At 69.9% G+C, this 21665-nt stretch carries 27 protein-coding genes and 1 tRNA gene; 16 read left to right on the forward strand and 12 right to left on the reverse strand.

The genetic code is table 11. The annotated features are described in order from the left end of the window. The first annotated feature begins 53 nt into the window (after positions 1-53). The 4 genes from lepB to E2493_RS15655 are packed head-to-tail and all read left to right on the forward strand — an operon-like array spanning position 54 to position 2990. Positions 54-872, forward strand: coding sequence for a signal peptidase I (gene lepB / locus E2493_RS15640; protein ID WP_135088464.1), 819 nt, complete (start codon positions 54-56; stop codon positions 870-872). Further along, on the forward strand, positions 872-1534 hold the full coding sequence (gene rnc / locus E2493_RS21915; RefSeq protein ID WP_135088466.1) for a ribonuclease III: 663 nt from the start codon (positions 872-874) through the stop codon (positions 1532-1534). Before lepB ends, rnc begins: the two co-directional genes overlap by 1 nt. Beyond that, complete coding sequence (gene era / locus E2493_RS15650) at positions 1531-2424, forward strand: GTPase Era (RefSeq protein WP_225421524.1); 894 nt, start codon at positions 1531-1533, stop codon at positions 2422-2424. Before rnc ends, era begins: the two co-directional genes overlap by 4 nt. Positions 2425-2477: 53 nt before the next feature. Further along, positions 2478-2990 carry a hypothetical protein gene (locus E2493_RS15655; RefSeq protein ID WP_135088469.1) on the forward strand — a complete coding sequence of 171 codons (513 nt, stop codon included), beginning with the start codon at positions 2478-2480 and terminating at the stop codon, positions 2988-2990. On the opposite strand, the gene E2493_RS15660 is transcribed toward E2493_RS15655, so the two are convergent. Then, on the reverse strand, positions 2897-3625 hold the full coding sequence (locus E2493_RS15660; protein ID WP_135088471.1) for an NAD-dependent deacylase: 729 nt from the start codon (positions 3623-3625) through the stop codon (positions 2897-2899). The genes E2493_RS15655 and E2493_RS15660 overlap by 94 nt on opposite strands. Positions 3626-3739: 114 nt before the next feature. Here E2493_RS15660 and E2493_RS15665 point away from each other — a divergent pair, with 114 nt between their 5' ends. Continuing rightward, a complete protein-coding gene (locus tag E2493_RS15665) occupies positions 3740-4267 on the forward strand; it encodes a TonB family protein (RefSeq protein WP_135088473.1) in 528 nt (175 codons plus the stop codon). An 87-nt stretch (positions 4268-4354) separates the two neighbouring features. After that, positions 4355-4981: a peptide-methionine (S)-S-oxide reductase MsrA gene (msrA, locus tag E2493_RS15670; RefSeq protein ID WP_225421525.1), complete on the forward strand. Its 627-nt coding sequence runs from the start codon at positions 4355-4357 to the stop codon at positions 4979-4981. Positions 4982-4996: 15 nt separating this feature from the next. Here the strand turns inward: msrA and E2493_RS15675 are convergent, their stop codons facing one another. Both E2493_RS15675 and E2493_RS15680 read right to left on the reverse strand, forming a co-directional pair. After that, entirely contained in the window at positions 4997-5653 is a 657-nt protein-coding gene (locus E2493_RS15675) for a hypothetical protein (RefSeq protein WP_225421526.1), read from the reverse strand. 75 nt (positions 5654-5728) lie between these two features. Further along, the gene (locus tag E2493_RS15680) at positions 5729-6667 is read right to left on the reverse strand and encodes an iron-containing redox enzyme family protein (protein WP_135088477.1); all 939 of its coding nucleotides are present in this window, start codon (positions 6665-6667) and stop codon (positions 5729-5731) included. Between the two features lie 139 nt (positions 6668-6806). On the opposite strand from E2493_RS15680, the gene dapB reads away from it, so the two are divergent. Both dapB and nth read left to right on the forward strand, forming a co-directional pair. After that, entirely contained in the window at positions 6807-7502 is a 696-nt protein-coding gene (gene dapB, locus E2493_RS15685) for a 4-hydroxy-tetrahydrodipicolinate reductase (protein ID WP_135088479.1), read from the forward strand. Positions 7503-7504: 2 nt separating this feature from the next. Beyond that, positions 7505-8254 carry an endonuclease III gene (gene nth, locus E2493_RS15690; RefSeq protein ID WP_404828330.1) on the forward strand — a complete coding sequence of 250 codons (750 nt, stop codon included), beginning with the start codon at positions 7505-7507 and terminating at the stop codon, positions 8252-8254. A gap of 14 nt (positions 8255-8268) precedes the next feature. On the opposite strand, the gene E2493_RS15695 is transcribed toward nth, so the two are convergent. Further along, positions 8269-9372, reverse strand: a complete 1104-nt coding sequence (locus E2493_RS15695; protein WP_135088481.1) for a hypothetical protein — start codon at positions 9370-9372, stop codon at positions 8269-8271. A gap of 150 nt (positions 9373-9522) precedes the next feature. Here E2493_RS15695 and E2493_RS15700 point away from each other — a divergent pair. Together E2493_RS15700 and E2493_RS15705 are read left to right on the forward strand one after the other, a co-directional pair. After that, positions 9523-9599: transfer RNA gene (locus tag E2493_RS15700), tRNA-Arg, on the forward strand. A gap of 116 nt (positions 9600-9715) precedes the next feature. Beyond that, a complete protein-coding gene (locus tag E2493_RS15705) occupies positions 9716-10075 on the forward strand; it encodes a hypothetical protein (protein ID WP_135088483.1) in 360 nt (119 codons plus the stop codon). An 18-nt stretch (positions 10076-10093) separates the two neighbouring features. On the opposite strand, the gene E2493_RS15710 is transcribed toward E2493_RS15705, so the two are convergent. Beyond that, positions 10094-10444, reverse strand: a complete 351-nt coding sequence (locus E2493_RS15710) for a cupin domain-containing protein (RefSeq protein WP_135088485.1) — start codon at positions 10442-10444, stop codon at positions 10094-10096. 137 nt (positions 10445-10581) lie between these two features. Here E2493_RS15710 and E2493_RS15715 point away from each other — a divergent pair, with 137 nt between their 5' ends. Then, on the forward strand, positions 10582-11829 hold the full coding sequence (locus E2493_RS15715; RefSeq protein ID WP_135088574.1) for an SGNH/GDSL hydrolase family protein: 1248 nt from the start codon (positions 10582-10584) through the stop codon (positions 11827-11829). 19 nt (positions 11830-11848) lie between these two features. Here the strand turns inward: E2493_RS15715 and E2493_RS15720 are convergent, their stop codons facing one another. Together E2493_RS15720 and E2493_RS15725 are read right to left on the reverse strand one after the other, a co-directional pair. After that, on the reverse strand, positions 11849-12304 hold the full coding sequence (locus E2493_RS15720; protein WP_135088487.1) for a pyridoxamine 5'-phosphate oxidase family protein: 456 nt from the start codon (positions 12302-12304) through the stop codon (positions 11849-11851). 101 nt (positions 12305-12405) lie between these two features. Beyond that, positions 12406-12966: a hypothetical protein gene (locus E2493_RS15725; RefSeq protein WP_135088489.1), complete on the reverse strand. Its 561-nt coding sequence runs from the start codon at positions 12964-12966 to the stop codon at positions 12406-12408. Between the two features lie 171 nt (positions 12967-13137). Here E2493_RS15725 and E2493_RS15730 point away from each other — a divergent pair, with 171 nt between their 5' ends. Both E2493_RS15730 and E2493_RS15735 read left to right on the forward strand, forming a co-directional pair. Beyond that, positions 13138-13902 carry a sulfite exporter TauE/SafE family protein gene (locus E2493_RS15730; protein WP_135088491.1) on the forward strand — a complete coding sequence of 255 codons (765 nt, stop codon included), beginning with the start codon at positions 13138-13140 and terminating at the stop codon, positions 13900-13902. A gap of 262 nt (positions 13903-14164) precedes the next feature. Further along, positions 14165-14857: a hypothetical protein gene (locus tag E2493_RS15735; RefSeq protein WP_225421528.1), complete on the forward strand. Its 693-nt coding sequence runs from the start codon at positions 14165-14167 to the stop codon at positions 14855-14857. A gap of 323 nt (positions 14858-15180) precedes the next feature. On the opposite strand, the gene E2493_RS15740 is transcribed toward E2493_RS15735, so the two are convergent. The 4 genes from E2493_RS15740 to E2493_RS15755 all read right to left on the reverse strand — a co-directional run bounded on the left by E2493_RS15740 (position 15181) and on the right by E2493_RS15755 (position 19032). Beyond that, positions 15181-15954, reverse strand: coding sequence for a 3-keto-disaccharide hydrolase (locus E2493_RS15740; protein WP_135088495.1), 774 nt, complete (start codon positions 15952-15954; stop codon positions 15181-15183). 162 nt (positions 15955-16116) lie between these two features. Beyond that, positions 16117-16557 carry a pseudoazurin gene (locus E2493_RS15745; RefSeq protein ID WP_318531710.1) on the reverse strand — a complete coding sequence of 147 codons (441 nt, stop codon included), beginning with the start codon at positions 16555-16557 and terminating at the stop codon, positions 16117-16119. Positions 16558-16782: 225 nt separating this feature from the next. Next, entirely contained in the window at positions 16783-18468 is a 1686-nt protein-coding gene (locus E2493_RS15750; RefSeq protein ID WP_135088499.1) for a GMC oxidoreductase, read from the reverse strand. Positions 18469-18489: 21 nt separating this feature from the next. Continuing rightward, a complete protein-coding gene (locus E2493_RS15755) occupies positions 18490-19032 on the reverse strand; it encodes a gluconate 2-dehydrogenase subunit 3 family protein (RefSeq protein ID WP_167737563.1) in 543 nt (180 codons plus the stop codon). A gap of 146 nt (positions 19033-19178) precedes the next feature. On the opposite strand from E2493_RS15755, the gene E2493_RS15760 reads away from it, so the two are divergent. The 3 genes from E2493_RS15760 to E2493_RS21335 all read left to right on the forward strand — a co-directional run bounded on the left by E2493_RS15760 (position 19179) and on the right by E2493_RS21335 (position 21036). Next, positions 19179-19943 carry a ThuA domain-containing protein gene (locus tag E2493_RS15760; RefSeq protein ID WP_167737564.1) on the forward strand — a complete coding sequence of 255 codons (765 nt, stop codon included), beginning with the start codon at positions 19179-19181 and terminating at the stop codon, positions 19941-19943. A gap of 176 nt (positions 19944-20119) precedes the next feature. After that, a complete protein-coding gene (locus E2493_RS21330) occupies positions 20120-20467 on the forward strand; it encodes a hypothetical protein (protein ID WP_167737565.1) in 348 nt (115 codons plus the stop codon). 35 nt (positions 20468-20502) lie between these two features. Next, the gene (locus E2493_RS21335; protein WP_167737566.1) at positions 20503-21036 is read left to right on the forward strand and encodes an OmpA family protein; all 534 of its coding nucleotides are present in this window, start codon (positions 20503-20505) and stop codon (positions 21034-21036) included. Here E2493_RS21335 and E2493_RS15770 read toward each other — a convergent pair. Then, positions 21033-21647 (reverse strand): HD domain-containing protein, encoded by a 615-nt coding sequence (locus tag E2493_RS15770; RefSeq protein ID WP_135088507.1) that lies wholly within the window; start codon positions 21645-21647, stop codon positions 21033-21035. The genes E2493_RS21335 and E2493_RS15770 overlap by 4 nt on opposite strands. Between the last annotated feature and the right edge of the window lie 18 nt (positions 21648-21665).

The raw sequence follows: 21665 nt of genomic DNA on the forward strand, positions 1-21665 counted from the left end.
CGCTCGCGTCCCGCGCCTTGACCCGGTTCGGCGGCCAAGCGAAAGCGGCGGCAATGGCGACGACCAAGGCTCCCCCCAAAAAGGCGAAAGGCGGACTGGCGGAAACGACCCGTTTCCTGCTGCTCCTCTTCCTGTTCGCATTGATCCTGCGCAGCTTCGTCGTCGCGCCGTTCGTCATCCCGTCGGGATCGATGCTGCCGCGGCTGATGATCGGCGATTATCTGTTCGTCGCCAAATGGCCCTACGGCTTCTCCCGCTACTCGATGCCGTTCGGCCTCGGCGGCTTCGACGGACGCGTCCTGGGGCAGGAGCCGGAGCGCGGCGACGTCGTCGTCTTCCGCTATCCGAGCAGCGACGAGGATTATGTGAAGCGCCTGATCGGCCTTCCCGGCGACCGCGTGCAGATGCGCGGCGGCCAGCTGGTCCTCAACGGCCGCGCGGTGCCGAAGGTGCGGATCGCCGACTATCTGATGCCGCGTACGCCGAACAGCCCGTGCCGCTACGTCGCGCCGGAGGCGGCGCTGCCGCCGGTGGTGGAGAATGGCGAAACCTTCTGCCGTTATGCGCGCTATCGCGAGACCCTGCCGGGCGGGCGCTCCTACGAAGTGCTCGATCAATGGACCGGCGAGGGCGACGACACGCCGGTCATCACCATCCCCGAGGACCATTATTTCATGATGGGCGACAATCGCGACGACAGCGCCGACAGCCGCTATCCGCTCGATCGTGACGGCGTCGGCTTCCTGCACCGTGACCGGCTGATCGGGCGCGCGCTGATCGTCTTCTTCTCGACCGACGGCAGCGCGTCCTGGACCAGGCCCTGGACCTGGTTCTCGGCGGCGCGCCTGGAGCGCGTGGGGCGGACCTTCTGATGAGCTCGCTTCCCGACTGGCTGGAGCGCACGCTCGGCCGCCGCCCCAAAGACGTCGCTCTGTTCGAGCGCGCGCTCACCCATTCGAGCAGTGGCGAGGAGCATTACGAGCGGCTCGAGTTCCTCGGGGACCGGGTGCTCGGCCTCGTCGTCGCGACATGGCTGTACGAGCTCTTCCCGGCGGAGCCGGAGGGCAAGCTCTCCCGCCGCCTCAATGCCCTGGTCGCCGGCGAGACCTGCGCCGAAATCGCGCGCGAGCTCGGCCTCGCCGGCCATCTGCGGCTCGGCAAGCAGGCCCGCGAGGACGGCGCCTCGGACAGCGACAACGTGCTTGGCGACGTCGTCGAATCGCTGATCGGCGCCCTTTATCTCGACTCCGGCCTCGAGGCGGCGACCGCGTTCGTGCGGCGCGCCTGGGACGACAAGGTCAGCACGCGCGACAAGGCGCCCAAGCATCCCAAATCGGCGCTGCAGGAATGGGCGGCGGCGAACAACCGCAAGCCGCCCGCCTACCGGCTCGCCGACCGCAGCGGTCCGCATCACGCGCCGCGCTTCGTGGTCGAGGTCGAGATCAGGGGCGTCGGAACCGCGAGCGCCGAAGGAACGTCGAAGCAGGAGGCGGAGACCGCCGCCGCGACCAAGTTGATGGAGCAGTTGAAGTGACCGAGAGATGCGGCGTCGTCGCCGTCGTGGGGGCGCCGAACGCCGGCAAATCGACCTTGGTGAACGCCATCGTCGGCCAGAAGGTGGCGATCGTCAGCCCCAAGGCGCAGACCACGCGCACCCGGCTGATGGGCATCGCTCTCGCCGGCGAGACCGAGGTGCTGCTGCTCGACACGCCGGGGATCTTCGAGCCGAAGCGGCGGCTCGATCGGGCAATGGTCGCCGCCGCCTGGGCGGGCGCGCAGGATGCGGACCTCATCGCCCTGGTGGTCGATGCCGAGCGCGGCTTCTCGCAGCGAATCGAGGAGATGCTCGACCGGCTGAAGGATCGGCGCGAGCCGAAGATCCTCGTGCTCAACAAGGTCGACGTGACGAAGAAGGAGGCGCTGCTGACGCTCGCCGCGCAGCTCAACGAGCGGCTCGCCTTCGAGGAGATCTTCATGGTCTCGGCGGCGACCGGTGACGGCGTCGCCGATCTCAAGGCCGCGCTCGCCGCCCGCATGCCCGAAGGGCCGTGGCTGTTCCCCGAGGACCAGGTCTCCGACGCGACCGACCGGATGCTGGCGGCCGAGGTGACCCGGGAACAGCTCTATCACCAGCTCCACGCCGAGCTGCCTTACGAGAGCGCGATCGAGACCGAGAAGTTCGAGGAGCGCAAGGACGGCTCGTGCGCGATCCACCAGCAGATCCTGGTCGCGCGCGACAGCCAGAAGGCGATCGTGCTCGGCAAGGGCGGCAGCCGCATCCGGGCAATCGGCGAGGCGGCGCGCAAGGAGCTTTCGGAGCTGCTCGGGCGCAAGGTCCACCTCTTCCTCCACGTCAAGGTCAACCCGAAATGGGAGGAGGACCGGGGCCTCTATCGCGAGATCGGGCTCGACTGGGTCGAGTGACTTTGCCGGGAGCGGCGCTTGTGCGATGATCCGTCCGAGGAGGACCGTCGCCGATGTTCACGAGCCTCGCCATTGCCCTCGCCCTCGGCCAGGCCGCGCCGCAACCCTTGAAGGTGCTCGAGGCGGAATTCTACGCCTTTGACGCTGATGATCCGGATCGGGCCGAGGCGACGCGCATCGTCCCCTATGTGCCGGAGACGAGCTGCTTCGGGTGGGAGATCCGGGTTCCGCCGGCCGACCGCACGATCCGCGTTCGTGAGGTGCTGATCCTGCCGGCGCCGCCGCGAACCTGGAACACGGACGAGTCGATCACGACCATCTCAACCGACCGGAGGCGCGCCGAGACCGAGCTCGAGCAGGATCTCTCGGAAGGAATGCTCTCCAACGATTGGTGCATCGCCGACGGTGACCCCCTGGGGCGACACCGGATCGAGGTCTATGAGGGGAGGCGCCTGCTCCGTCGCTTCGATTTTCAGGTGGTTCTCACCGTACGGTTGCCGAGCATCTCGTCGACGAATTCGGGGACGAGCACGCTGGCCGCGCCGATCCGGGTTTCGTGGAAATAGGTGCTGCCGAGGCTCGGCTCGAGGTTCATCTCCAGCGTCCGCGCGCCGCAATAGCGTGCGGTCTGGACGAAGCCTGCGGCGGGATAGACCGCGCCGGACGTGCCGATCGAGACGAACAGGTCGGCGTCGCGCAAAGCATCGTCGATCCGCTCCATCTCGTACGGCATCTCCCCGAACCAGACGATGTCTGGACGGAGCATCCCCTCGGCGCCGCAGGCGGGGCAGGGCGGCTGGCTCGAAAGCTCGTCGGTCCATCGGGCGCGGGCGTCGCAGCCGAGGCACCAGGCGGAATTGAGCTCGCCGTGCATGTGGAGGATGCGCCGCGCGCCGGCGCGCTCGTGGAGATCGTCGACATTCTGGGTGACGATGAGCAGCGCGCCGGGCCATTCGGCGTCGAGCCGGGCGAGGGCGCGATGGGCGGCGTTCGGCTCCACCTCCTTCAGCCGGGCGCGGCGCGCATCGTAGAAGCGCTGGACCAGCGTCGGATCGCGCCGGAAGGCCTCGGGCGTGGCGACGTCCTCGACGCGATGGCCCTCCCATAGCCCGTCGGGTCCACGAAAGGTGGCGAGGCCGCTTTCGGCCGAGATCCCCGCGCCGGTGAGGACGACGATGTTGCGGATGTCGCGTTGGTGCATGCCGGACGTGTAGCCGAGCCGGGGGCGAGCGGGAACCGGCGGTCGTCGCGCGGCTCTTGCGTCCCGGCGCGCATCTGGCATTCTCCGCGCCGGGGAAAAGCAGGGGACCAGCCTGTGCGACGCATCCTTGTCATGCTCGCTTCGGCCGCGTGCGCGGTCGCGGCGATCGTTCTCGTGGTCAATTCCGGGCGGCCGCTGGCGACCGGCCTGGCGCTCGCCCTCGGCGCCGCGCTGGCGCTGCTCGCGCGCGCCGCCGCGGCGGCAACGCCTCCGCAGCCGGCGGACGGCGCCGCCGTGCAGCCGCCGGCGCTTCTCGACGGGCGGGTCGTGCCGGAGGATTGGCCGGCGGGGCCCTGGTTCGACCGGCGGGAGGGCGCCGTCACGCTCGGCTTCACCGTCGATCCCGACGGCCGCCCGCGCGACGTGCGGGTCACCGCATCGAGCGGCGTCGCCGAGCTGGACGAGAGGAGCCGCGAGATCGTCGTGGAACGCTTCCGCTTCGCGCCGGCGCGGGATCGCCGCGGCCGCGCAGTGGACGCCCGGGTCGAGCACAGGATCGACTGGAGCGTCGCGAGCCTCGACGGCTCGGTGGAGATCGAGGCCCCGCCGTTGATCGAGGTGGCGCCCCGGCCGGCGTGCTGAGGCCGCGACGCGCGAGGCCGATGCCCTCGTCCGGCCGACGTGCTAAGGCCGGGGCAGGCGCCGCGTCGCGCCGCGGAAAGGATCGGCATGACCGGAATGTTCGCCCGATGGGGCTTCGTGCTCGCGCTCGCCCTCGCGAGCTGCGGCCAGTCGGGCGGCGACGAAGCTGCGGCGCAGCAGCCGCGCGCCGCGCCGGGGCAGGCGAAGGCGGTGTTCGCCGGCGGCTGCTTCTGGTGCACCGAAGCGGATTTCGAGAAGGTCCCCGGCGTCGTCTCGGCGGTGTCCGGCTACACCGGCGGCACCCTGGCCAATCCCAGCTACAAAAAGGTCTCCGCCGGCGGCACTGGCCATTATGAGGCGGTGCTCGTCACCTACGATCCGCGGCGGGTGAGCTATGCCGCGCTCGTCCGCCATTTCTTCCGCACGGTCGATCCGACCGACGCCGGCGGGCAGTTCTGCGATCGCGGCGACAGCTACCGGACCGCCGTTTTCGTCGGCACGCCCGCGGAGCGGAAGCTCGCCGAGGCCGAGAAGGCGGCCGCCGATCGCCAGCTCGGCGGCAGGGTGGTGACGCCGATCGTCGCCGCAGGCCGCTTCTACCCCGCCGAGGATTATCACCAGGATTATTACAAGAAGAACCCGGTCCGATATCGTTACTATCGCTGGCGCTGCGGCCGCGACGCACGGCTCGAGCAGGTCTGGGGCAAGAAATAGGCCGCGCGGGCGGCGCTACTCGACCCGGAACTCGGTGACGATGATGCGCGCCGGCCCCGTCGCATAGACGCCGTGGCCGTAGCCATCGCCGCCGCCTAGCACGAAGCCGACCTGGTCCGCTTCGGCCAGGGCGGCGCGGAAGGCCGCCGGGTTGCTGCGCGCGCTGGAGGTCAGGATCGCGGTCCAGTTTCCGTTGAGCGGCGCGGTCATCACATGGTCGCCGGGCGTGATCGGCATCTGCGAGGCGAAGGTCGCGAACCAGCGATAGGTCTCGTACGGGCCACGCGCGGTCCAGCTGTCGCCGCGCCGCTGGAAATAGAGAGTGAGGATCGAGGGCAGGTCGGGCGCGGACGGCGGGACGATGCGCACGCCGGGAGCGGCCTCGACGCGATAGCGCATGACGATGCGGCTCTTTCCCGTCAGCGGGCCGTGCGGGAAGGTGACGTAATGGACGCTTCCCGGCGCTCGCGGCAGATCGATCTGCCAGCCGCCCCCGCGCCGCGGCGTCGGATGGAGCGGCATGCCCACCGAATGATTGCGCCCGCGGACGATCGGCCCGATCGTCCACTCGCCGGCAACGACGTGGTTGGCGGCCGCCGGCGCGGACGCGGCGGTGCCGGGCAGAGCGGCGATCAGGCCGAGCGCGGGCAGGAAGGAGAGGCGAAACGGCATCGATCGGTCCGGCATGATGGTCGGGACGATCCTTCTAGTCCTTCCGCCCTTCTCCAGCCTGAACCGTCGCGGCGGTCAGGCGTGGACCATGGCCTCGGTCGGCCGGCTCTCGCGCACGCTCCAGAGCTCGCTGCGGTAGCGCGCGAAGCAGCGGGCGCCGGCCTTCAGGCGGATCAGCGCGCCTTCGGCCATGGCGGTCGCCCGGGCCGGATCCTCGGCGACCAGCGGCCGCAGCGCCTCGCGGTTCCACGCCTCGCTGTGCTTGACGTCCAGCGTCGCATGAAGATCGAAATAGCGGCGCACCTCGGGCGGCTGGCCGAGCCGGCGCAGCCCCATCGCGGTCGCGGCGGAGCGGCCGGGCGCGGTCAGCTCGATCGCGCCGAGCGCCCCGACCGAATGCCAGGCATAGGCCCGGTTGGTGGCCATCGCCGTCATCGCGTTGGCCAAGGCGAGGCTCTCGGCGACGGTGTCCTCGATCGTCGGCGCGAGATCGAGCGCCTCGATCAGATGGCCGAGCATCGGGCCGTGCATGCCCTTGGGATTTCCGCGCCCCATCTCGTCCCAATAGTTGCGGGCGAGCTCGAGCTTCGCCTGCTGCGGCATCTTCACCTGGGTGTAGGCGACGAGATCGTCGAAGCCGGCCTCGCCCGCCGCTTCCTGCTCGAGGAACCAGTGCATCTGGTCGAGGCTCGCCTCGGCGGCGATCCAGGGGAAGAGCGGGTCGCCCTGGCCCGGACCGGTCTCGATCAGGCCCTCGAACCAGGCGATGAAGCCTTCGACATCGGTCGGCGCCGCGGCCGCCTCGGCGGAAATTTCGGCGCGAAGCGCCTCGAGAAAGGCGATCTCGACGGCGCGCATCTCGGATTCGCGGACCAGCGCCGCATCCGGGTCGGCCGGCGGGAATTGCGGCGCCAGCCGCTCGCGATTCCAGGTCGCGAGGCGGCGCTGCTGCTCGGCGGTGAAGGGGAGGGCGGGGCGATCCGCCGCTCGGGACCATTTGAAAAGGGAGGCCATTAGGTCCTTGAGAAAATAATGAAAGGTTGCAGCCTGAATGTACAGGCGAGGACAAAGGTTCCGGACGCGGAACACCGCAAAAGGGCCGGGGCGGGTGCGCCCGGTTGCGCGTCCTGCCGCGCTCGCCCATGAAGCCGGGATGATCAGCATCACTCTTTTCGGCGCGAGCGGACGGATGGGCCGGGCGATCGCGGAGGCCGCGACCGGCCGGTCGGACGTCGGCATCGTCGCCGAGGGCGGCGACGTCTTCGTCGATTTCTCGGCGCCGGACGCGCTGCAGGGCCATCTCGACGCCGCGCTCGCCGCGGGCAAGCCGATCCTGATCGGCACCACCGGCCTCGGCGCCGCGCATCGGCGCGCGATCGATGCCGCGGCCGAGCGGATCGCGGTGATCCAGGCGGCGAATACCTCGCTCGGTGTCAACCTGCTCTCGCATCTGGTGCGCGAGGCGGCGGCGCGGCTGAGCGAGGACTGGGACATCGAGATCGTCGAGATGCACCACCGGATGAAGGTCGACGCGCCCTCGGGCACCGCGCTGATGCTCGGCCGCGCCGCCGCCGAAGGGCGCGGAGTCGATCTCGACGCCGCCGCCGATCGCGGCCGGGACGGCATCACCGGCGCGCGGGAAGCGGGCAGGATCGGCTTCGCCGCGCTGCGCGGCGGCAGCGTCGCCGGAGACCATCAGGTGATCTTCGCCGCCGAGGGCGAGCGGCTCGAGCTCGGCCACCGCGCCGAGAGCCGCGCGATCTTCGCCCGCGGCGCGATCGCCGGGGCTTTGTGGCTCCACGGCAAGCCGGCGGGGCGCTATGCCATGGCCGACGTGCTCGGGCTCTGACCATGGCGATCAAGCCGCCCCGCAAGCCTGCTGCCAAGCCGCGCGCGGCTGCGGCGCCGCCGAAGCTGTCGCCCGAGGAGGTGCAGCTCTTCTACCAGCGCCTCGCCGAACGGACTCCGAACCCCGAGACCGAGCTCGAATATGTCAACGACTTCACCCTGCTGGTCGCGGTCGTGCTCTCCGCCCAGGCGACCGACGCGAGCGTCAACCTCGCCACGCGCGAGCTGTTCAGGACGGTGGACACGCCGGAGGCGATGGTGGCGCTCGGCGAGGAGGGGCTGAAGCAGCACATCAAGACGATCGGCCTGTTCAACACCAAGGCGAAGAACGTCATCGCGCTGTCGCAGGCGCTGATCGCCGATCACGCCGGCCGGGTGCCCGCCGATCGCGACGCGCTGCAGCGGCTCCCCGGCGTCGGGCGCAAGACGGCGAACGTGGTGATGAACTGCGCCTTCGGCGCGGAGACCTTCGCGGTCGACACCCACGTCTTTCGCGTCTCGAACCGCACCGGCCTTGCGCCCGGCAAGGACGTCGACGCGGTCGAGCGGATCCTCGATGCGGAGACGCCGCAGCCGTGGCGGCGGGACGCGCACCATTATCTGATCCTTCACGGCCGCTACGTCTGCAAGGCGCGCACGCCCGAATGCTGGCGCTGCGTCGTCGCCGACATCTGCCGCTACGAGCCCAAGACTCCGCCGCCCGGAAGCACCAAGGAAGCGAGAGTCATCGCCGCGAAACGGGGCAGGGCCTAGACTGCAACGGGCGCTTATTTGTTGCCGGCGCTGAGACCGTCCAGCGCCTTGCGCACCTTCTGGTTGTTGGCCTCGACATCGGCCATCAGCGCCGCGCGCAGGGCGGCGATCTGCTCCTTGGCCCCGGTCATGCCCATCGGGGAGAGATCGCCGGGGGTCTCGCCGCGGGCGATGGCAAGGTTGGTGCGGACCCGGGTGCAGAGCTTGGCGTCGTCCTCGAGCGGATCGACGATGCCGCAGACACGGCCCTCGGCGGCGGCGAGGCTCCTGGCCGCCCCGGCACGGTCGCCGTCCGCGAACTGCACCCGCGCGATGCCGTGCAGCGCCTGGGCGCCGACCGAGCGGGCGCGGCGTTCCTCGCCGGCGCTCTTGCTGCCGCTGATGTTGAGATCGGAGATGCGCAGCCACTGGCCGAACGCCTCGGCGGCCATCGCCCGCGCCGCTTTCGCCTCGGCGGTCTTGCCCTCGGCGGCGAGATCGGCGCTGCGCTCGGACCAGAAATAGCCGAGGTTCCGCTCCAGCTGGTAGCCGAGGCTGAGCGCGTCACGGACTCGCCCCTTGTCCGGCACGTCCTTGCCGAACGTCTGATAGGCGCCCTCGATCACCTCGCGCGCGGTGCCCAGCGCCGCCTTCGAATCCTCGCTGCGCCCGACCAGCGCCAGCGCCCGGTGGGTCTCGAACATCAAAGGCAGATTCTCGATCAGCGTGTGGAAATGCTTCCCGCCGTCGTAATGGCCCATCATCGTCGCGAACCCGTCGTCGAGGTAGCGAAGCGCGCTGGCCGGCTTCAGCCGCTCGATGTCGTTGCGACCGAGATCGGTGATCGTGCTCAGATAGGCCTTGAGCGCCCGGTGACGCGAGGTCTCCGTCGCGGCGGCAGCGTCGTGCGCCGCCTTGATCGCGGCCAGCCGCGCGAGGCACGCTTTCTCGACGCGCGCGCCCTCGCTCTCGACCTTTTCGGGAGACGAGGTCAGGAGCAGGTCGGAATCGAAGACGGGGCACTCGATGTCATAGGCCTTGTCGAGCAGGCGATCGGCCTCGGTCGCCGTCTCCGGCGCCGCGGCCCCGACCGGCGCGGCGACCAGCGCCGCCGCCAGCAATGCATTGAACCGGATCATCGCGTTCCCCCACGCTACAAGCGGCCGAGCCGCCGCAGCCGAGGTCTAGCATTTCGAAACGGAAGCGCAATGGAGGGGAGGGCGCCGTCCAGGACCTGCGCAAAACCTCTGGCGGTGCCGGAGAGCCTTTGCTAAGCGCCTCCCCACCACGCACTCGTAGCTCAGCTGGATAGAGCGCTGCCCTCCGAAGGCAGAGGTCACAGGTTCGAATCCTGTCGAGTGCGCCACGTCTCCTCATGTCCTCATTCGGGTCGCGGGCCAGGCGGCGCGGTGCTTCTGCGTCTTCCCCCGGCGGCCGCGGCGGCGTAGGCTCGCGCCACAGCCTCACTCGACCGGAGGTCCGATGCGCCGCGCCCTTGCCCAGCTGATCGCCGCGAGCGCGATCCTTGCGCTGTCCAGCCCCTCCGCCGCCGCCCCCGACGGCAAGAACCGCAAGATCACCGTCGAGAACCTCTCGGGCCAGGTCGTCCGCGAGCTCTATGCCTCGCCGGTCACCGCCAAGACCTGGGAGGAGGATCTCCTCGGCCAGAAGACGCTCGCGTCGGGGACGAGCATCAACGCCAACATCGACAACGGCACCAGCGAGTGCCGCTACGACCTGAAGGCGGTCCGCGCCGACGGCCGTGAATATACCCACCGCGACGTCAACGTCTGCGCGGCGAGCAAATGGATGCTCCGGGAGGAGAGCGAGACGATCCAGTAAGCGGCGGCGGGCAGCCGGTCAGATCGCCGTCTTCACCGCGGCGGTAGCCGCGTCGCCCGTGTTGGGCGTGCCCTTCGGCTCGATGAGGAGAAGGTGCGTCTCCTCCGCGGCCACCGGCCGGTGCTCCACGCCCTTCGGCACGACGTAGAGCTCGCCCGGGCCGAGATGGACGTCGCCGTCGCGCATCTCGATCGTCAGCCGCCCCTTGAGGACGAGGAAGAAGTCGTCCGTGTCCGGATGGCTGTGCCAGACGAATTCGCCTTTGACCTTGACGACCATCAGATCGAGGTCGTTCAACCGGCCGACGATCTTCGGCGACCAGAGGTCGGAGAAGGTGGCGAGCTTTTCCTCGAGGCACACGACGGACATGCTGGGCTCCGCGACCGATCGGGGGGCGGTGCCATAGAGCCACGGACCAGGCCGATCGGCAAGCGTCCCCGCGCGCCGATCCGGTGAGGCTTGGCATCGGCAGATCGATCCGCCAGCCTGCCCGCCTGGTTCGGGAGATGCGCATGACGCTGGTCAGGATCCTGCTTTCCGCTCTCGCCCTCCTGTCGCTGGCGATCGGCGGGCCGGCCGCCGCACGCCAGGAGGAGCCGAAATGGGTCGCGACCTGGGGCAGCGCCCAGCAGGAGCCCGAGCCGCACAACGCGCTGCCGCCCGGGACGCTCGACGACGCCACTCTGCGCCAGCTGGTCCGCACCACGCTCGCCGGCGACCGGATCCGGATCCGCGTCTCGAACGCCTTCGGCAAGGGCCCGCTGGCGATCCGCGGCGTCCACGTCGCGCGGGCGGCGGATCCGGCGAGCCCGCGCATCGATCCCGCCACCGATCGCACGGTGACCTTCGCCGGCGCGTCGCAGCTGGTGGTGCCGGCCGGCGCCGATTATGTCTCCGATCCTGTCGATCTCGCGGTGCCGGCGCTGGCCACGCTCGCCGTGTCGATCCATGTCGCGCGGCAGCCCGCGGTGCAGACCGGCCATCCCGGCTCGCGCGCGACCTCCTGGGTCGGGCGCGGCGACCAGCTCGCCGCCGCCGAGATCTCAGCGCCGACGCGAGTCGATCATTGGTACCTTCTCAGCGGCATCGACGTCCTCGCCGGGACGCGCGAGAGCGCGATCGCGATCCTCGGCGATTCGATCACCGACGGCTTCGGGGTGAAGCCGAACACGAATTCGCGCTGGACCGACTTCCTCGCCGAGCGTCTGCAGGCGTCCCCGCGGACCCGCCGTCTGTCGGTGGTCAACCTCGGCCTCGGCGGCAACCGGCTGCTGAACGACGGGCTCGGGCCTAATGCGGCCGCCCGGTTCGAGCGGGACGTTCTGGCGCGCAGCGGCGTCGGGACCCTGATCGTCTTCGAGGGCGTGAACGATCTCGGCACGCTGACCCGCGACGCAGCGGCGACGCCCGAGCAGCACGGGGCTCTGGTCGCCGAGATGATCGCGGCTTATGCCCAGATCGTCGCCAAGGCGCGCGAGCGCGGCATCCGCGTGATCGGCGCGACGATCCTGCCCTATGGCGGCTCCTCTTATTACCATCCGGACGCCGCCAACGAGGCCGATCGCCAGGCGATCAACGCCTGGATCCGCGCTCCCGGCCATTTCGACGCGGTGATCGATTTCGACGCGGAGATGCGCGATCCGGCCCGGCCCGATCGGCTGCGCCCCGACCTCGACTCGGGCGACGGGCTCCATCCGTCGATCGAAGGCTATCGGGCGATGGCAGCGGCGGTGCCGCTGGCGCTGCTGCGCTGAGGGAGCGGGGGGCGGGGCCTCAGGCGTTGGCGTGCGCCTCGGCGAGGGCGATCTCGCCTTCGTCATAGCCGTCCCAATAATGCAGCCGCTCGGCCGAGACCTTGATCAGCACCAGCCCCGGCGTGTCCACGCCCTGCTCGAACCAGCGGTCGAGATCCTTGGTCCAATGCGCCGCGAATTGCGCCTTGTCGCGGATCAGCGAGGCGCGCCCTTCGACGGTGAGGAAGAAGGGGCGCATCCCCAGCATCCCCGCCTTTGCCTGGTAGCCGAGGCCGACCTGCGGATCGCGCGCGATGTCGGCGACGGTGCGGCTGTCGTCGCACGCAAAGAAATAGGAGTCGCCATCGAAATCGACCTCGCGATTGTTGCTCATCGGCCGGCCGGCGAGGGCGCCGCCCTCCGTCCGCGTGGAGAGGATCGCGAAGTCGATGTCGCGCATCTTCTCCGAAACCTGGTCGAGGGTCATCTTCGCCATGGCGCGCTCCTGATCTGTTTCAGGCGCAACGCGCATGTCCGGTGCGATGTCCGCGACATGGTCCAAAGCCCGTAGCCCCCCGCGGTGGCCGCGAAGGGGCGCTATTTGATCCCGGGCGCGGAGACGCTGGTGTCGCGCCGGTAATAGCCGCCGCCGGGGGCGGGCACCATGTACGGGCCGTAGGGCGAGTAGGACGGGGCCGGCCGGCTGGTGTCGAACGGCGCGCCGGGGCCGGTGAAGGTGTCGAGGATGTTGACCGCGGTATTGGCCCAGTTCTGCCGCGAGGCGAGCTTCGACTGGAGCGTCTCGAGCTCGGCCCATTTCGCGTCGAGCGCGTCCGAGACGCTCACCCAATCGCCGTCGGGATCCGCCGATTGCATCGCCTGGACCTCGGCGGAGAGCTGCTGGAGGCGGACTCCTTCCCGCTCCATCGCGGCGTTCAGGCATTCCTCGAACGCCTCTCGGCGGCGCCAGGCCGCCTGCTGCTCATAAGGCGGGGCATTCCACAGCGCCGGCACCGGGATCGGGCAACCGACCCGCGTGCTGACCTGGTGCCGGGCGATCGTCTCGAGCGCGGCGGCGACCGGATCGGCGGGCGCCTGGGCGAAAGCGGCGGCGGGGGCGATGGCGAGGAGGAGAGGGACGGCGAGGCGTATCGGCATGAAACCCTCCAGAACGAACCGGAACCGGAACAGACTTGGCGCTCGCGGCTGAACGGCGATTGAACGCCGCCGCCTTGTCCGGCCTCGCCGCGGTCCGTAGGAGCGGCGCGTGTTCACCCGGTCTCCCCGTCGTCGCCGCGCCCTGCGCCTCGTGCTCGCCACGGGGCGCCGGTGAGCGCCGCGCTCGATCTCCACTTCCTGCTGTTCGCGAGTCCGGCGGTGATCCTGGTCGGGCTCGCCAAGGGCGGCTTCTCGGGCCTCGGCGCGCTCGGCACGCCGCTGATGGCGCTGGCGACCGATGAGCCGGTCAAGGCCGCCGCGATCCTGCTGCCGATCCTGCTCGTCCAGGACGTGGTCGGCGTCGCCGCCTTCCGCAGGAGCTGGGACGGATCGATCCTGGCCGCGATGCTGCCCGGCGCCGTCGCAGGGGTCGGCCTCGGCTACGTCCTCGCCGCCGCCGTCTCGGCCGACGCGGTGATGGCGGCGCTCGGCGCCGTCTCGATCCTGTTCGGCGCCTACCGCCTGTGGGCGGAGCGCGGCGGTCGGATCGCCGCCTCGTCCAGTTCCCCGCGCTGGGTCGGCAGCCTGTTCGGCGTGATCACCGGCTTCACCAGCCAGATCGCCCATGCCGGCGGCCCGCCGTTCCAGATGTGGGTCATGCCGCGCAAGCTCGACCGCGACGTGTTCGTCGGCACCTCGGCGATCTTCTTTGCCGTCCTCAACTGGGTGAAGGTGCCGGCCTATGTCGCGCTCGGCGAGTTCACCCGCGACAATGCGATCGCCACCGCGGTGCTGCTGCCGGTCGCCGTCCTCGCCAGCCTCGCCGGGGTGAAACTGGTCCGCCGGGTGGCGATGGAGCGCTTCTACACCATCGTCTACGTCCTGATGATCGTCGCCGGCGTGAAGCTGCTCCTCGACGGGACAGGAATAGGCTGAGAGCAAAAGCGCGTCCCCCGCAGCCAACTTCCTCCCCCTTGATGGGGGAGGGCAGGGTGGGGGTGGAGCGAGTGCAGCGCAATCCGATCGAGCCGTGCGCAAGCGCCTGAGCAGATCATCCCGGGAAGGGACCTGCCTTTGCGCCACCCCCACCCCAACCCTCCCCCCTCGAGGGGGAGGGGGAAGGGGATTGCCGTCGAGGCCGCGCCTGCGCCATGATCGGGGCGCGGAAGGGGAAGGCAAGGGCATGAGGCAATTGGTGATGGCGGCGCTGCTTGCGGCGGCGCTTTCGGCGCCGGCAGCGGCGGCCGAGTTCAAGATCGCGCTGCAGCAGGCGCCTCTGCTCCACGGCCGCGGCGGCCTCCACGCCGCCGACAGCCGCACCGCCGGCTCGCTGGTGCGGGTGATCGCGCCCGGCAGCCCGATCTCGAAGCGCGGCACGGTGCGCGTGCTGGTCATGAACCTTGGCCAGCCGGCCTTCGTCTTCGGGCCCGCGAGCGTCAGCCTGACCCTGGCCGACGGCACCGCCCTTCCCAAGGTGCCGGTCGCGGTGTTCAACCGCGGCGAGGCGCTGGTCGCGCGCGAGGTGCGGCGCGCCGGCGCCGTCGACCGGCGGGTGAAAGGCGATCTCGCCGGCCTCGCCCAGCAGGGCGCGTCGGGGCGGACGATCCAGAGCATCAGCGGCGCCGCCGGCCCCAATGCGAGCGCGGCCGGCGCCGCCGAGGCCGGCCGGCAGGACCGCGGCGCCGAGGAACTGCCCGGCGCCAGGCTGCTCGGCGCGCTCGACGGCGTGCTCCGCCCCGAGCAGGTCGGGCCGCAGGAGGCGGCCGGCGGCTATCTCGTCTTCGAATTGCCCAAGGCGCTGCGCGCGCAAAAGACCGATCTGCCGCTCACCATCCTGGTCAAGGCCGGCGGCGAGGAGCATCGCTTCGCCGCCCTGCTGAAGCGGGACTAGCGGTCTCCCTCCTCCCCTTTAAGGGGAGGTGTCAGGCGAAGTCTGACGGAGGGGTGTCAGCGTTCACGTTCGGCGGGCGTTCGTCTGCGAGGCGTGCCATCGCGAGGCGCAGTGGGCGCTCGACCAGCCAAGCCAACCCGCAAGCGCCGACACCCCTCCGTCGCGCTGCGCGATGATCAGGTCGCCGCGTCCCCGGCGCGGCTGCGGAACGCGGGGCGTTCCGCACCTGATCCTCCTCCCCTCCAGGGGAGAATGATAAAGTTCGAACTGCCCCCAGCAATTCGAGGCTATCCTGGCGGCAAGGCGACCTGAGCATGGTCCCCTCAGTCGAGCTCCATCAGCGCGATGTTGCGGAACTCGACCGGATGGCCCTCGCTCTGGAGGTAGAGCCAGCCGCGCGCGATCCGGAGCGTGCCGCCGGCGGCGGCGATCAGCGGCCTGGCGTCGGGATCGGCCGGATCGAGCTGCGCCTCCGAATAGGACAGCACCTTTTTGCCGCCGATCCAGTGGGTGATGCGGCCGTCGCGGGTCACCTCGATCTCGGCGCGCATCCAGCGCCCATAGGGGGTCGCCGATCCGGCGGCGCGGATGCAATGCTCGGTCTCGAGTCTGCCCGCCATGACCACGTTGGTGCCGGGCGTGCAGAGATTGCCCGAGGCGGGCAGGGGCCCGTCGGGGCCGAGCAGCTGCACCTCGATGCTGACCGGAAACTTCTGGTCGCGCGCCATCGTCGCCGGATCCTGGCCGAGCACCATGATGCCGCTGTTGCTGTGCTGCCAGCCCTCGACGTCGGGCAGCCACGTGCCCGTGAAGCGATAGTCGAGCCGCAGCCGGAACGCGCCGACCGGCCGCTTGAAGGCGAGATGGCCGAACCGCCCCGCGAACCGGCCGCCGTAATCCTCGTAGGACACCGCGATCGCGCCGTCCTTCACCCGGAAGGTTCGCGCCGGATCCACGCCGACCGCCTGGCCGGTGATCTTCGGGGTCCAGCCGGCGAGGCTGCGGCCGTCGAAGATCCGCTGCCACCCCGGCTTCGCCGCAGCGGGCGTGGCCGCAGCGACGAGGAGCAGGAGGGCGGCTGTGGTGAGGTGGCGCATCGGGACACTCCACTCCTCGCCGAGCTTTGCTCGGGGAGGGGGAGCGCCGCCGAAGGCGGTGGTGGAGGGGTGTCGACGCAGCGCTACGAGGGCCCCTCCACCAGCCTTCGCCTTCGGCTACGGCTGGTCCCCCTCCCCGAGGCAAGCTCGGGGAGAATTGACTTACTTCGCCTGGGCGAGGAGCTCGGTCATCTTCTTCTTGCCCATGCCGGGCAGCTTCGCCGCGGCGGCGCTCGCCTCGGCCTTGTTGGCGGCATTGCCGACCTGGACCAGGCCGACCATGCCCATGCCGACGTGCGGCAGGCATTTGTAGCCGTAGAGGCCCGGCCTGGCGAAGCGGACCACGATCTCCTCGTTGATCTTGCCCTTGAAGGTGCTGCCGCCGGCCGGGACCATGCCCGCGACGCTCTCGGCATTATGGCCCTTCTGGGTGGCGACGAACTTCACCGTGTCGCCCGGCGCCACCTTGATGAAGGCGGGCTCGAACACCATCAGCTTCCCATCGCTGCCCTTGTTCAACATCTTCACCTGCCACTCTTTGGCGGCGGCGGGCGAGGCGGCGAGGGCGAGAACGGCCAGAGCGGCCCCGAATGCGAACTTCATCATGCTTCTCCTTCTAACCCGTTCGGGCTGAGCCCTGGACGAGAGTGACTGACACGATCCTGAACTTGGCCCCTTGAAGGGGCATAGGCCGCGACCTTCATCGGCGTGCCCCTCCACCGCCTTCGCGATGTTCAGGTCGGGACTGCCCCCCGGCAGTCCCTCGCCATGCTGGGGGCATGGCGCCCTGAACATCCCCCTCCCCGAGCAAGCTCGGGGAGGAATGGATTAGATCTTCCCTTCCTTGAGGAACGAGGCGGCGTAATGGGCGCCGCGGGCGGACATGGCCATGTAGGTGAGCGACGGGTTCTGGCAGCCGCCCGAGGCCATGCAGGCGCCGTCGGTGACGAACAGGTTCGGCACGTCATGGGCCTGGTTGTACTTGTTGAGCACCGACTTGGCCGGGTCCTTGCCCATGTGCGCGGTGCCCATTTCGTGGATGCCGAGGCCGACGCCGCCATAATGCTTGTTGACGTAGATGTCGGTGCAGCCGGCCATCTCGAGCATCTCGCGCTGGTCCTTGGCGACCTGCTCGATCATCTTCTTCTCGTTGTCGCCGAGCCCGCAGTCGATGTGGACGATCGGCACGCCCCATTTGTCCTTGCGGGTCCTGTGCAGGGTCACCCGGTTCTCGGGGCGCGGCAGCATCTCGCCGAAGCCGCTGAGCCCGATCCGCCACGGGCCGGGGCGGCGCAGCTCGTTCTTGAGCTCGGCGCCGACGCTGGGCCGGCTGACGCCGCGGCGCCAATTGTCGCGCAGCACGCCGCCCTGGAAGCCGTAGCCGCGGGTGAAGCCCTCGGCCGGCTCGGTGACGTTGCGGTAGCGCGGGATGTAGAAGCCGTTCGGGCGGCGGCCGTGATGGTAGCGCGCCTCGAAGCCGCGGTAGATTCCGCCGGCGCCCATGCCGCTCAGATGGTCCATCAGATAGCGGCCGACCGCGTCGGAGCGGTTGGCGAGGCCGTTGGGGAAGGCCTCGGAGGTCGAGTTCAAGAGGATCTGCGCGGTCGGGATCGCCGAGGCGCAGAGGAAGACGACCTTGGCCTCGTAGGTGCGGCCCTGCTTGGTGTTGGCGTCGATCACCCGCACCCCGGTCGCCTTGCCGGTCTTCGGATCGTAGACGACGCTGTGCACGATCGAATCGGTGACGATCGTCAAATTGCCGGTGTTGCGTGCCGCCGGCAAAGTGGCGCTGAGGCTCGAGAAATAGGAGCCGTAGGAGCAGCCGCGCTCGCACAGCGAGCGGTATTGGCACGAGATGCGGCCGAGCTCCTCGTGCTGCGGCTGGGCCTCGGTGAGATGGGCGCAGCGGCCGATGATCAGCTTGCGGCCCGGATATTTCGCCTCGAGCTTCGCCTTGAAGTCGAGCTCGGCGTCGGTCATCGCCATCGGCGGCAGGAACTGGCCGTCGGGAAGCTGCGGCAGATTTTCTTTCGATCCGGAGATGCCGGCGAATTTTTCGACGTGATCGTACCAGGGCGCCATGTCGGCGTAGCGGATCGGCCAGTCGGAGCCGTGGCCGTCCTTGGCATTCGATTCGAAATCGATCTCGCTCATCCTATAGGATTGCCGCGCCCACATGATCGAGCGGCCGCCGAGATGGTAGCCGCGGATCCACATGAACGGCTTGCCCTCGGCCTGGGTGTAGGGATGCTCGCTGTCCTTCACCCAGAAATGCTTGGTCGCGGTCGAGAAGGCGTAGCACTGGCTCTGGATGCCGTAATGCTCGGCCGCTTCCTCTTCCGGCACCATGCCGAAATTCTGCAGCTCCCAGGGCGAGAGCGAGTCGGTGTAGTCGGCGCCGTGCTCGACGTGGCGGCCGCGCTCGATCACCAGCACCTTGAGGCCCTTCTCGGTCAGCTCCTTGGCGGCCCAGCCGCCGCTCATCCCGGATCCGACGACGATCGCATCAAACATCTAAGCTACCCCCGAAAAAGACTAGACCGCCCAGGCGCGGGTGTCGGTGCCGACGGTCACCGCCGGCTCCCACTTGCCGGGGATGAGCTCGTAGCGGAGCTCCTTCGTCGCCCCCGCCTCGGAGAGGTAGTAGACGGTGAGGAGGAGATCCTTGAACCGGCCGTAGACCGGATCGTGCGCGCCGAGCCGCTCGGCGTCGAATTTCTTGACCAGGGCGAGGCGGGCGTCGCCGCGCGCGGCGAGCAGGCCGGTGGCGCCGATCTGGTCGACCAGGGCGCGGAACTGCTCCTGCCGCTCGCCGGACGCCCAATTGGTCATCAGCGCGTCCAGCGCCTCCGGCACGCCGGCGTCCTTCGCGCCCGGCGTATCGGTGCGCGGGATCATCGTGTCGGCGAATTCGCCGAGGATCGCGAACTGGCCCGGGGAAAAGAAGCGCTCGGCCGGCGCCGCGGCTTGCGCCAAAGCGGAGGCCGGCAGGCCGGCGACGCTTCCGCCGACGAGCAGGATGGCGGCCTGGAGCAGGCTGCGGCGATCGAGCGTGGTGGCCGATTCGGCGGACGACATGACCCTCTCCCCGGGTTCTATTGTTAGCGCTCTCATATTAAGGCTGTTGCGGCTTGTCCAGCGGCGCGGGCGACGTGGCTGCGGGATTTGCCGGGATTTCAGGCATTTATACGCCGCGACAAGCGGCGATCGAAGGGAGAGCAATGATGACCAAGCTGCGCGGCCTGATGCTGCTGATGGCCGGGATTTCGGGAGTCGCCGCACTGGCGCCCGCCGCCGCGAAGGACGCCGACGGCAAGCCGCGCGTGCTCGTCTTCTCGCACACCACCGGCTATCGCCATGCCTCGATCGAGCCGGGCATCGCCGCGCTCCAGGGCCTCGGCGCCCGCGAGAAGATGACGATCGTCGCCACCGAGGACCCGAACGTGTTCAGCGAGGCCGGCCTGAGGGACGTCGACGCGATCGTCTTCCTGAGCAGCACGACCGATCCGAAGAAGCCGGAGAGCGAGTGGTTCCAGGGCGCCCGGCGCGAGGCGCTGCAGGCGTTCGTCCACCGCGGCGGCGGCGTGGTCGGCATCCACGGCGCGTCCGATTCGCACTACCACTGGCCGTGGTACGGCCGGATGATCGGCGGCCATTTCGCCCGCCACCCGCAGGGCACGCCGGAAGGGGAGATCCATGTCGAGGACCGCAGGCATCCCTCGACCAGAAGCATGCCGGAGCGCCTGCGCCGCGTCGACGAATGGTATTATATCGACGATTACGATCCGCGCTCGAAGCTGCTGGTGACGCTCGATCCCGCCTCGATCGGCGAGAAGGACGCCAATCCCAATCCGATGAGCTGGACTCGCGAGTTCGAGGGCGGGCGCGTCTTCTACACGGCGATGGGCCATACCGACGCGAGCTATCGCGAGAAGGCGTTCCTCGACCATCTCGCCGGCGGCCTGAAGTGGGTGCTGAAGAAGAAGTGAGGCCATGCCCCGGCCGGTCTCGACGGGCCGGCCGGGCAGGCGCGTGCCGGGGCGGAACGCGGCGCGGCGGTTCACCGTAGCAGCGTCGCCGGGCCGGGGCCCGTCCCGCGCCCAATGCGCCCGGCCGGAGCGCCGGTCGTCCTGCCCCCGATCCCATTCTGGAAGGCGACAATTCGATGATCCTGCTTTTCCTCCTGGCGCTGCAGTCCGCGCCTGCCGCCGCCGCGCCGGACGATCAGGAGATCGTCGTCCTCGCGCAGAAATTGCGCCGCATCGACGTCGCCATGAAGCTGCGCAAGAAGGACGGCAAAGCCGTTCTGCAGCGCTGCGCGCTGACCCGCGCGTCCGGCGAGGCGGAGCTCGACGCCATCCCCTGCGACGTCGCGCGCCTGTGCATGGCCGACGGCGTGACCTCGCGAAGGCAGCTCGAGGCCTGTGTCGAGCAAAGGTCGGAGAAGAGGATCGACGCGATCATCGCCGCCCGGCGCCTCCAGGCCGGGCGAGGTGCTGCCGGCCGGCATTAGTGCTATCGCAACCCCGGCAGGCGCATAGAGCGCTCATGGAGACGATCACCCTGCATCCGCCGGGCGCCGGGCCGCGCGCCGACACCCACCGGTCGCGGCGCACCTGCGGCGCCGCCCTGCGCCGGACCCTCGCCGCGACTCTGCTGGCAGCGGCCTGGACCACGGCGGCCGGGAGCGCGCCGCCCCCGATCGTCCGGACGGCGCCGGGTGCGGTATCGACCCTGCCGCCGCAGCGGGAGGGCCAGGTCAATGTCTATTTCCTGCCCGAGTCGAGCGCGATGCCGCCGCACGGCGCGGAGCTGCTGGGCGTCGTCGCCGAGCTGGCCGAGGCACGACCGGGCCGCATAGCGATCACCGGCCATGCCGATCCCGCCGAGAGGACGGACGCCAGGAGACTCTCCGTGGCCCGCGCCGAGCTCGTCGCCGCCGCGCTCGTCGGCCGCGGCATCGACCGGCGGCGCATCGAGGTCCGCGCCGCAGGCGCCGGCAATCCCGCCGTGCCGAGCGGCCGGAAGGGCAACGCCCGCAACCGGCGGGTCGAGATCAACCTGGGATTACCGGAGGGCTAGCGTCGGCTTTCCGAGGATCCCTCGCTCTCCGCGTCGATCCGCCGCTGCATCTGCGCATCGAGGCGCGAGCGCATCTGGCGCAGCAGCGGGTGGCGGTCGGTGATCGCGCGCCCGTAGGCGAGGTTGAACCGGTAATCGAAGCCGGGCGGGTTGGCGCCGATCAGATGCTGCAGCATCGTCTCGATCTTGTCCAAGCCCTTGGCGATCACGCTCTCCGGCGAGACGCCGGCGTCATAGTCCGCGCACAAGTCCTCGAGGCGCTGCCGAAGGTGGTCGGGGAGCGGCGCGCACAGGGTGCGAAGCGCTTCCCGCTCGCGGGCCTTGCGGCCGTCGTCGGCGGCCTGGCAGGGCGCCGGCACGTCGCCGGTCACCGCTTCGGCGAGATCGTGGACCAGGCAGATTTGCAGCAGGCGGAGGAGATCGACGCCGCCCAAATCGTCGCCGAGCAGCAGGGCGAGGAGGCAGAGGCGCCAGCTGTGATCGGCGGTGCTCTCGCGGCGGCCGCTGGCCGTCCGGCCGGTCCGCAGAGTGTCCTTCAGCGCCGCGGCCGCCTGGACGAAGCCGAGGATGGATTCCAGTCGGCCGGGATCGATCGCTTGCTCGCTGTCCATGCGCCCGGCCTAGCGCGG

It is taken from the genome of Sphingomonas parva (ex Maeng et al. 2020) (assembly GCF_004564275.1).
GTDB lineage: Bacteria > Pseudomonadota > Alphaproteobacteria > Sphingomonadales > Sphingomonadaceae > Allosphingosinicella > Allosphingosinicella parva.

Coding starts and splice junctions, on each gene's coding strand:
- lepB (WP_135088464.1), top strand. CDS start 54: ATGGCGACGACCAAGGCTCCCCCCAAAAAGGCGAAAGGCGGACTGGCG.
- rnc (WP_135088466.1), top strand. CDS start 872: ATGAGCTCGCTTCCCGACTGGCTGGAGCGCACGCTCGGCCGCCGCCCC.
- E2493_RS15655 (WP_135088469.1), top strand. CDS start 2,478: ATGTTCACGAGCCTCGCCATTGCCCTCGCCCTCGGCCAGGCCGCGCCG.
- E2493_RS15660 (WP_135088471.1), bottom strand. CDS start 3,625: ATGCACCAACGCGACATCCGCAACATCGTCGTCCTCACCGGCGCGGGG.
- msrA (WP_225421525.1), top strand. CDS start 4,355: ATGACCGGAATGTTCGCCCGATGGGGCTTCGTGCTCGCGCTCGCCCTC.
- E2493_RS15675 (WP_225421526.1), bottom strand. CDS start 5,653: ATGCCGTTTCGCCTCTCCTTCCTGCCCGCGCTCGGCCTGATCGCCGCT.
- E2493_RS15680 (WP_135088477.1), bottom strand. CDS start 6,667: ATGGCCTCCCTTTTCAAATGGTCCCGAGCGGCGGATCGCCCCGCCCTC.
- dapB (WP_135088479.1), top strand. CDS start 6,807: ATGATCAGCATCACTCTTTTCGGCGCGAGCGGACGGATGGGCCGGGCG.
- nth (WP_404828330.1), top strand. CDS start 7,505: ATGGCGATCAAGCCGCCCCGCAAGCCTGCTGCCAAGCCGCGCGCGGCT.
- E2493_RS15695 (WP_135088481.1), bottom strand. CDS start 9,372: ATGATCCGGTTCAATGCATTGCTGGCGGCGGCGCTGGTCGCCGCGCCG.
- E2493_RS15705 (WP_135088483.1), top strand. CDS start 9,716: ATGCGCCGCGCCCTTGCCCAGCTGATCGCCGCGAGCGCGATCCTTGCG.
- E2493_RS15710 (WP_135088485.1), bottom strand. CDS start 10,444: ATGTCCGTCGTGTGCCTCGAGGAAAAGCTCGCCACCTTCTCCGACCTC.
- E2493_RS15715 (WP_135088574.1), top strand. CDS start 10,582: ATGCGCATGACGCTGGTCAGGATCCTGCTTTCCGCTCTCGCCCTCCTG.
- E2493_RS15720 (WP_135088487.1), bottom strand. CDS start 12,304: ATGGCGAAGATGACCCTCGACCAGGTTTCGGAGAAGATGCGCGACATC.
- E2493_RS15725 (WP_135088489.1), bottom strand. CDS start 12,966: ATGCCGATACGCCTCGCCGTCCCTCTCCTCCTCGCCATCGCCCCCGCC.
- E2493_RS15735 (WP_225421528.1), top strand. CDS start 14,165: ATGGCGGCGCTGCTTGCGGCGGCGCTTTCGGCGCCGGCAGCGGCGGCC.
- E2493_RS15740 (WP_135088495.1), bottom strand. CDS start 15,954: ATGCGCCACCTCACCACAGCCGCCCTCCTGCTCCTCGTCGCTGCGGCC.
- E2493_RS15745 (WP_318531710.1), bottom strand. CDS start 16,557: ATGAAGTTCGCATTCGGGGCCGCTCTGGCCGTTCTCGCCCTCGCCGCC.
- E2493_RS15750 (WP_135088499.1), bottom strand. CDS start 18,468: ATGTTTGATGCGATCGTCGTCGGATCCGGGATGAGCGGCGGCTGGGCC.
- E2493_RS15755 (WP_167737563.1), bottom strand. CDS start 19,032: ATGTCGTCCGCCGAATCGGCCACCACGCTCGATCGCCGCAGCCTGCTC.
- E2493_RS15760 (WP_167737564.1), top strand. CDS start 19,179: ATGACCAAGCTGCGCGGCCTGATGCTGCTGATGGCCGGGATTTCGGGA.
- E2493_RS21330 (WP_167737565.1), top strand. CDS start 20,120: ATGATCCTGCTTTTCCTCCTGGCGCTGCAGTCCGCGCCTGCCGCCGCC.
- E2493_RS21335 (WP_167737566.1), top strand. CDS start 20,503: ATGGAGACGATCACCCTGCATCCGCCGGGCGCCGGGCCGCGCGCCGAC.
- E2493_RS15770 (WP_135088507.1), bottom strand. CDS start 21,647: ATGGACAGCGAGCAAGCGATCGATCCCGGCCGACTGGAATCCATCCTC.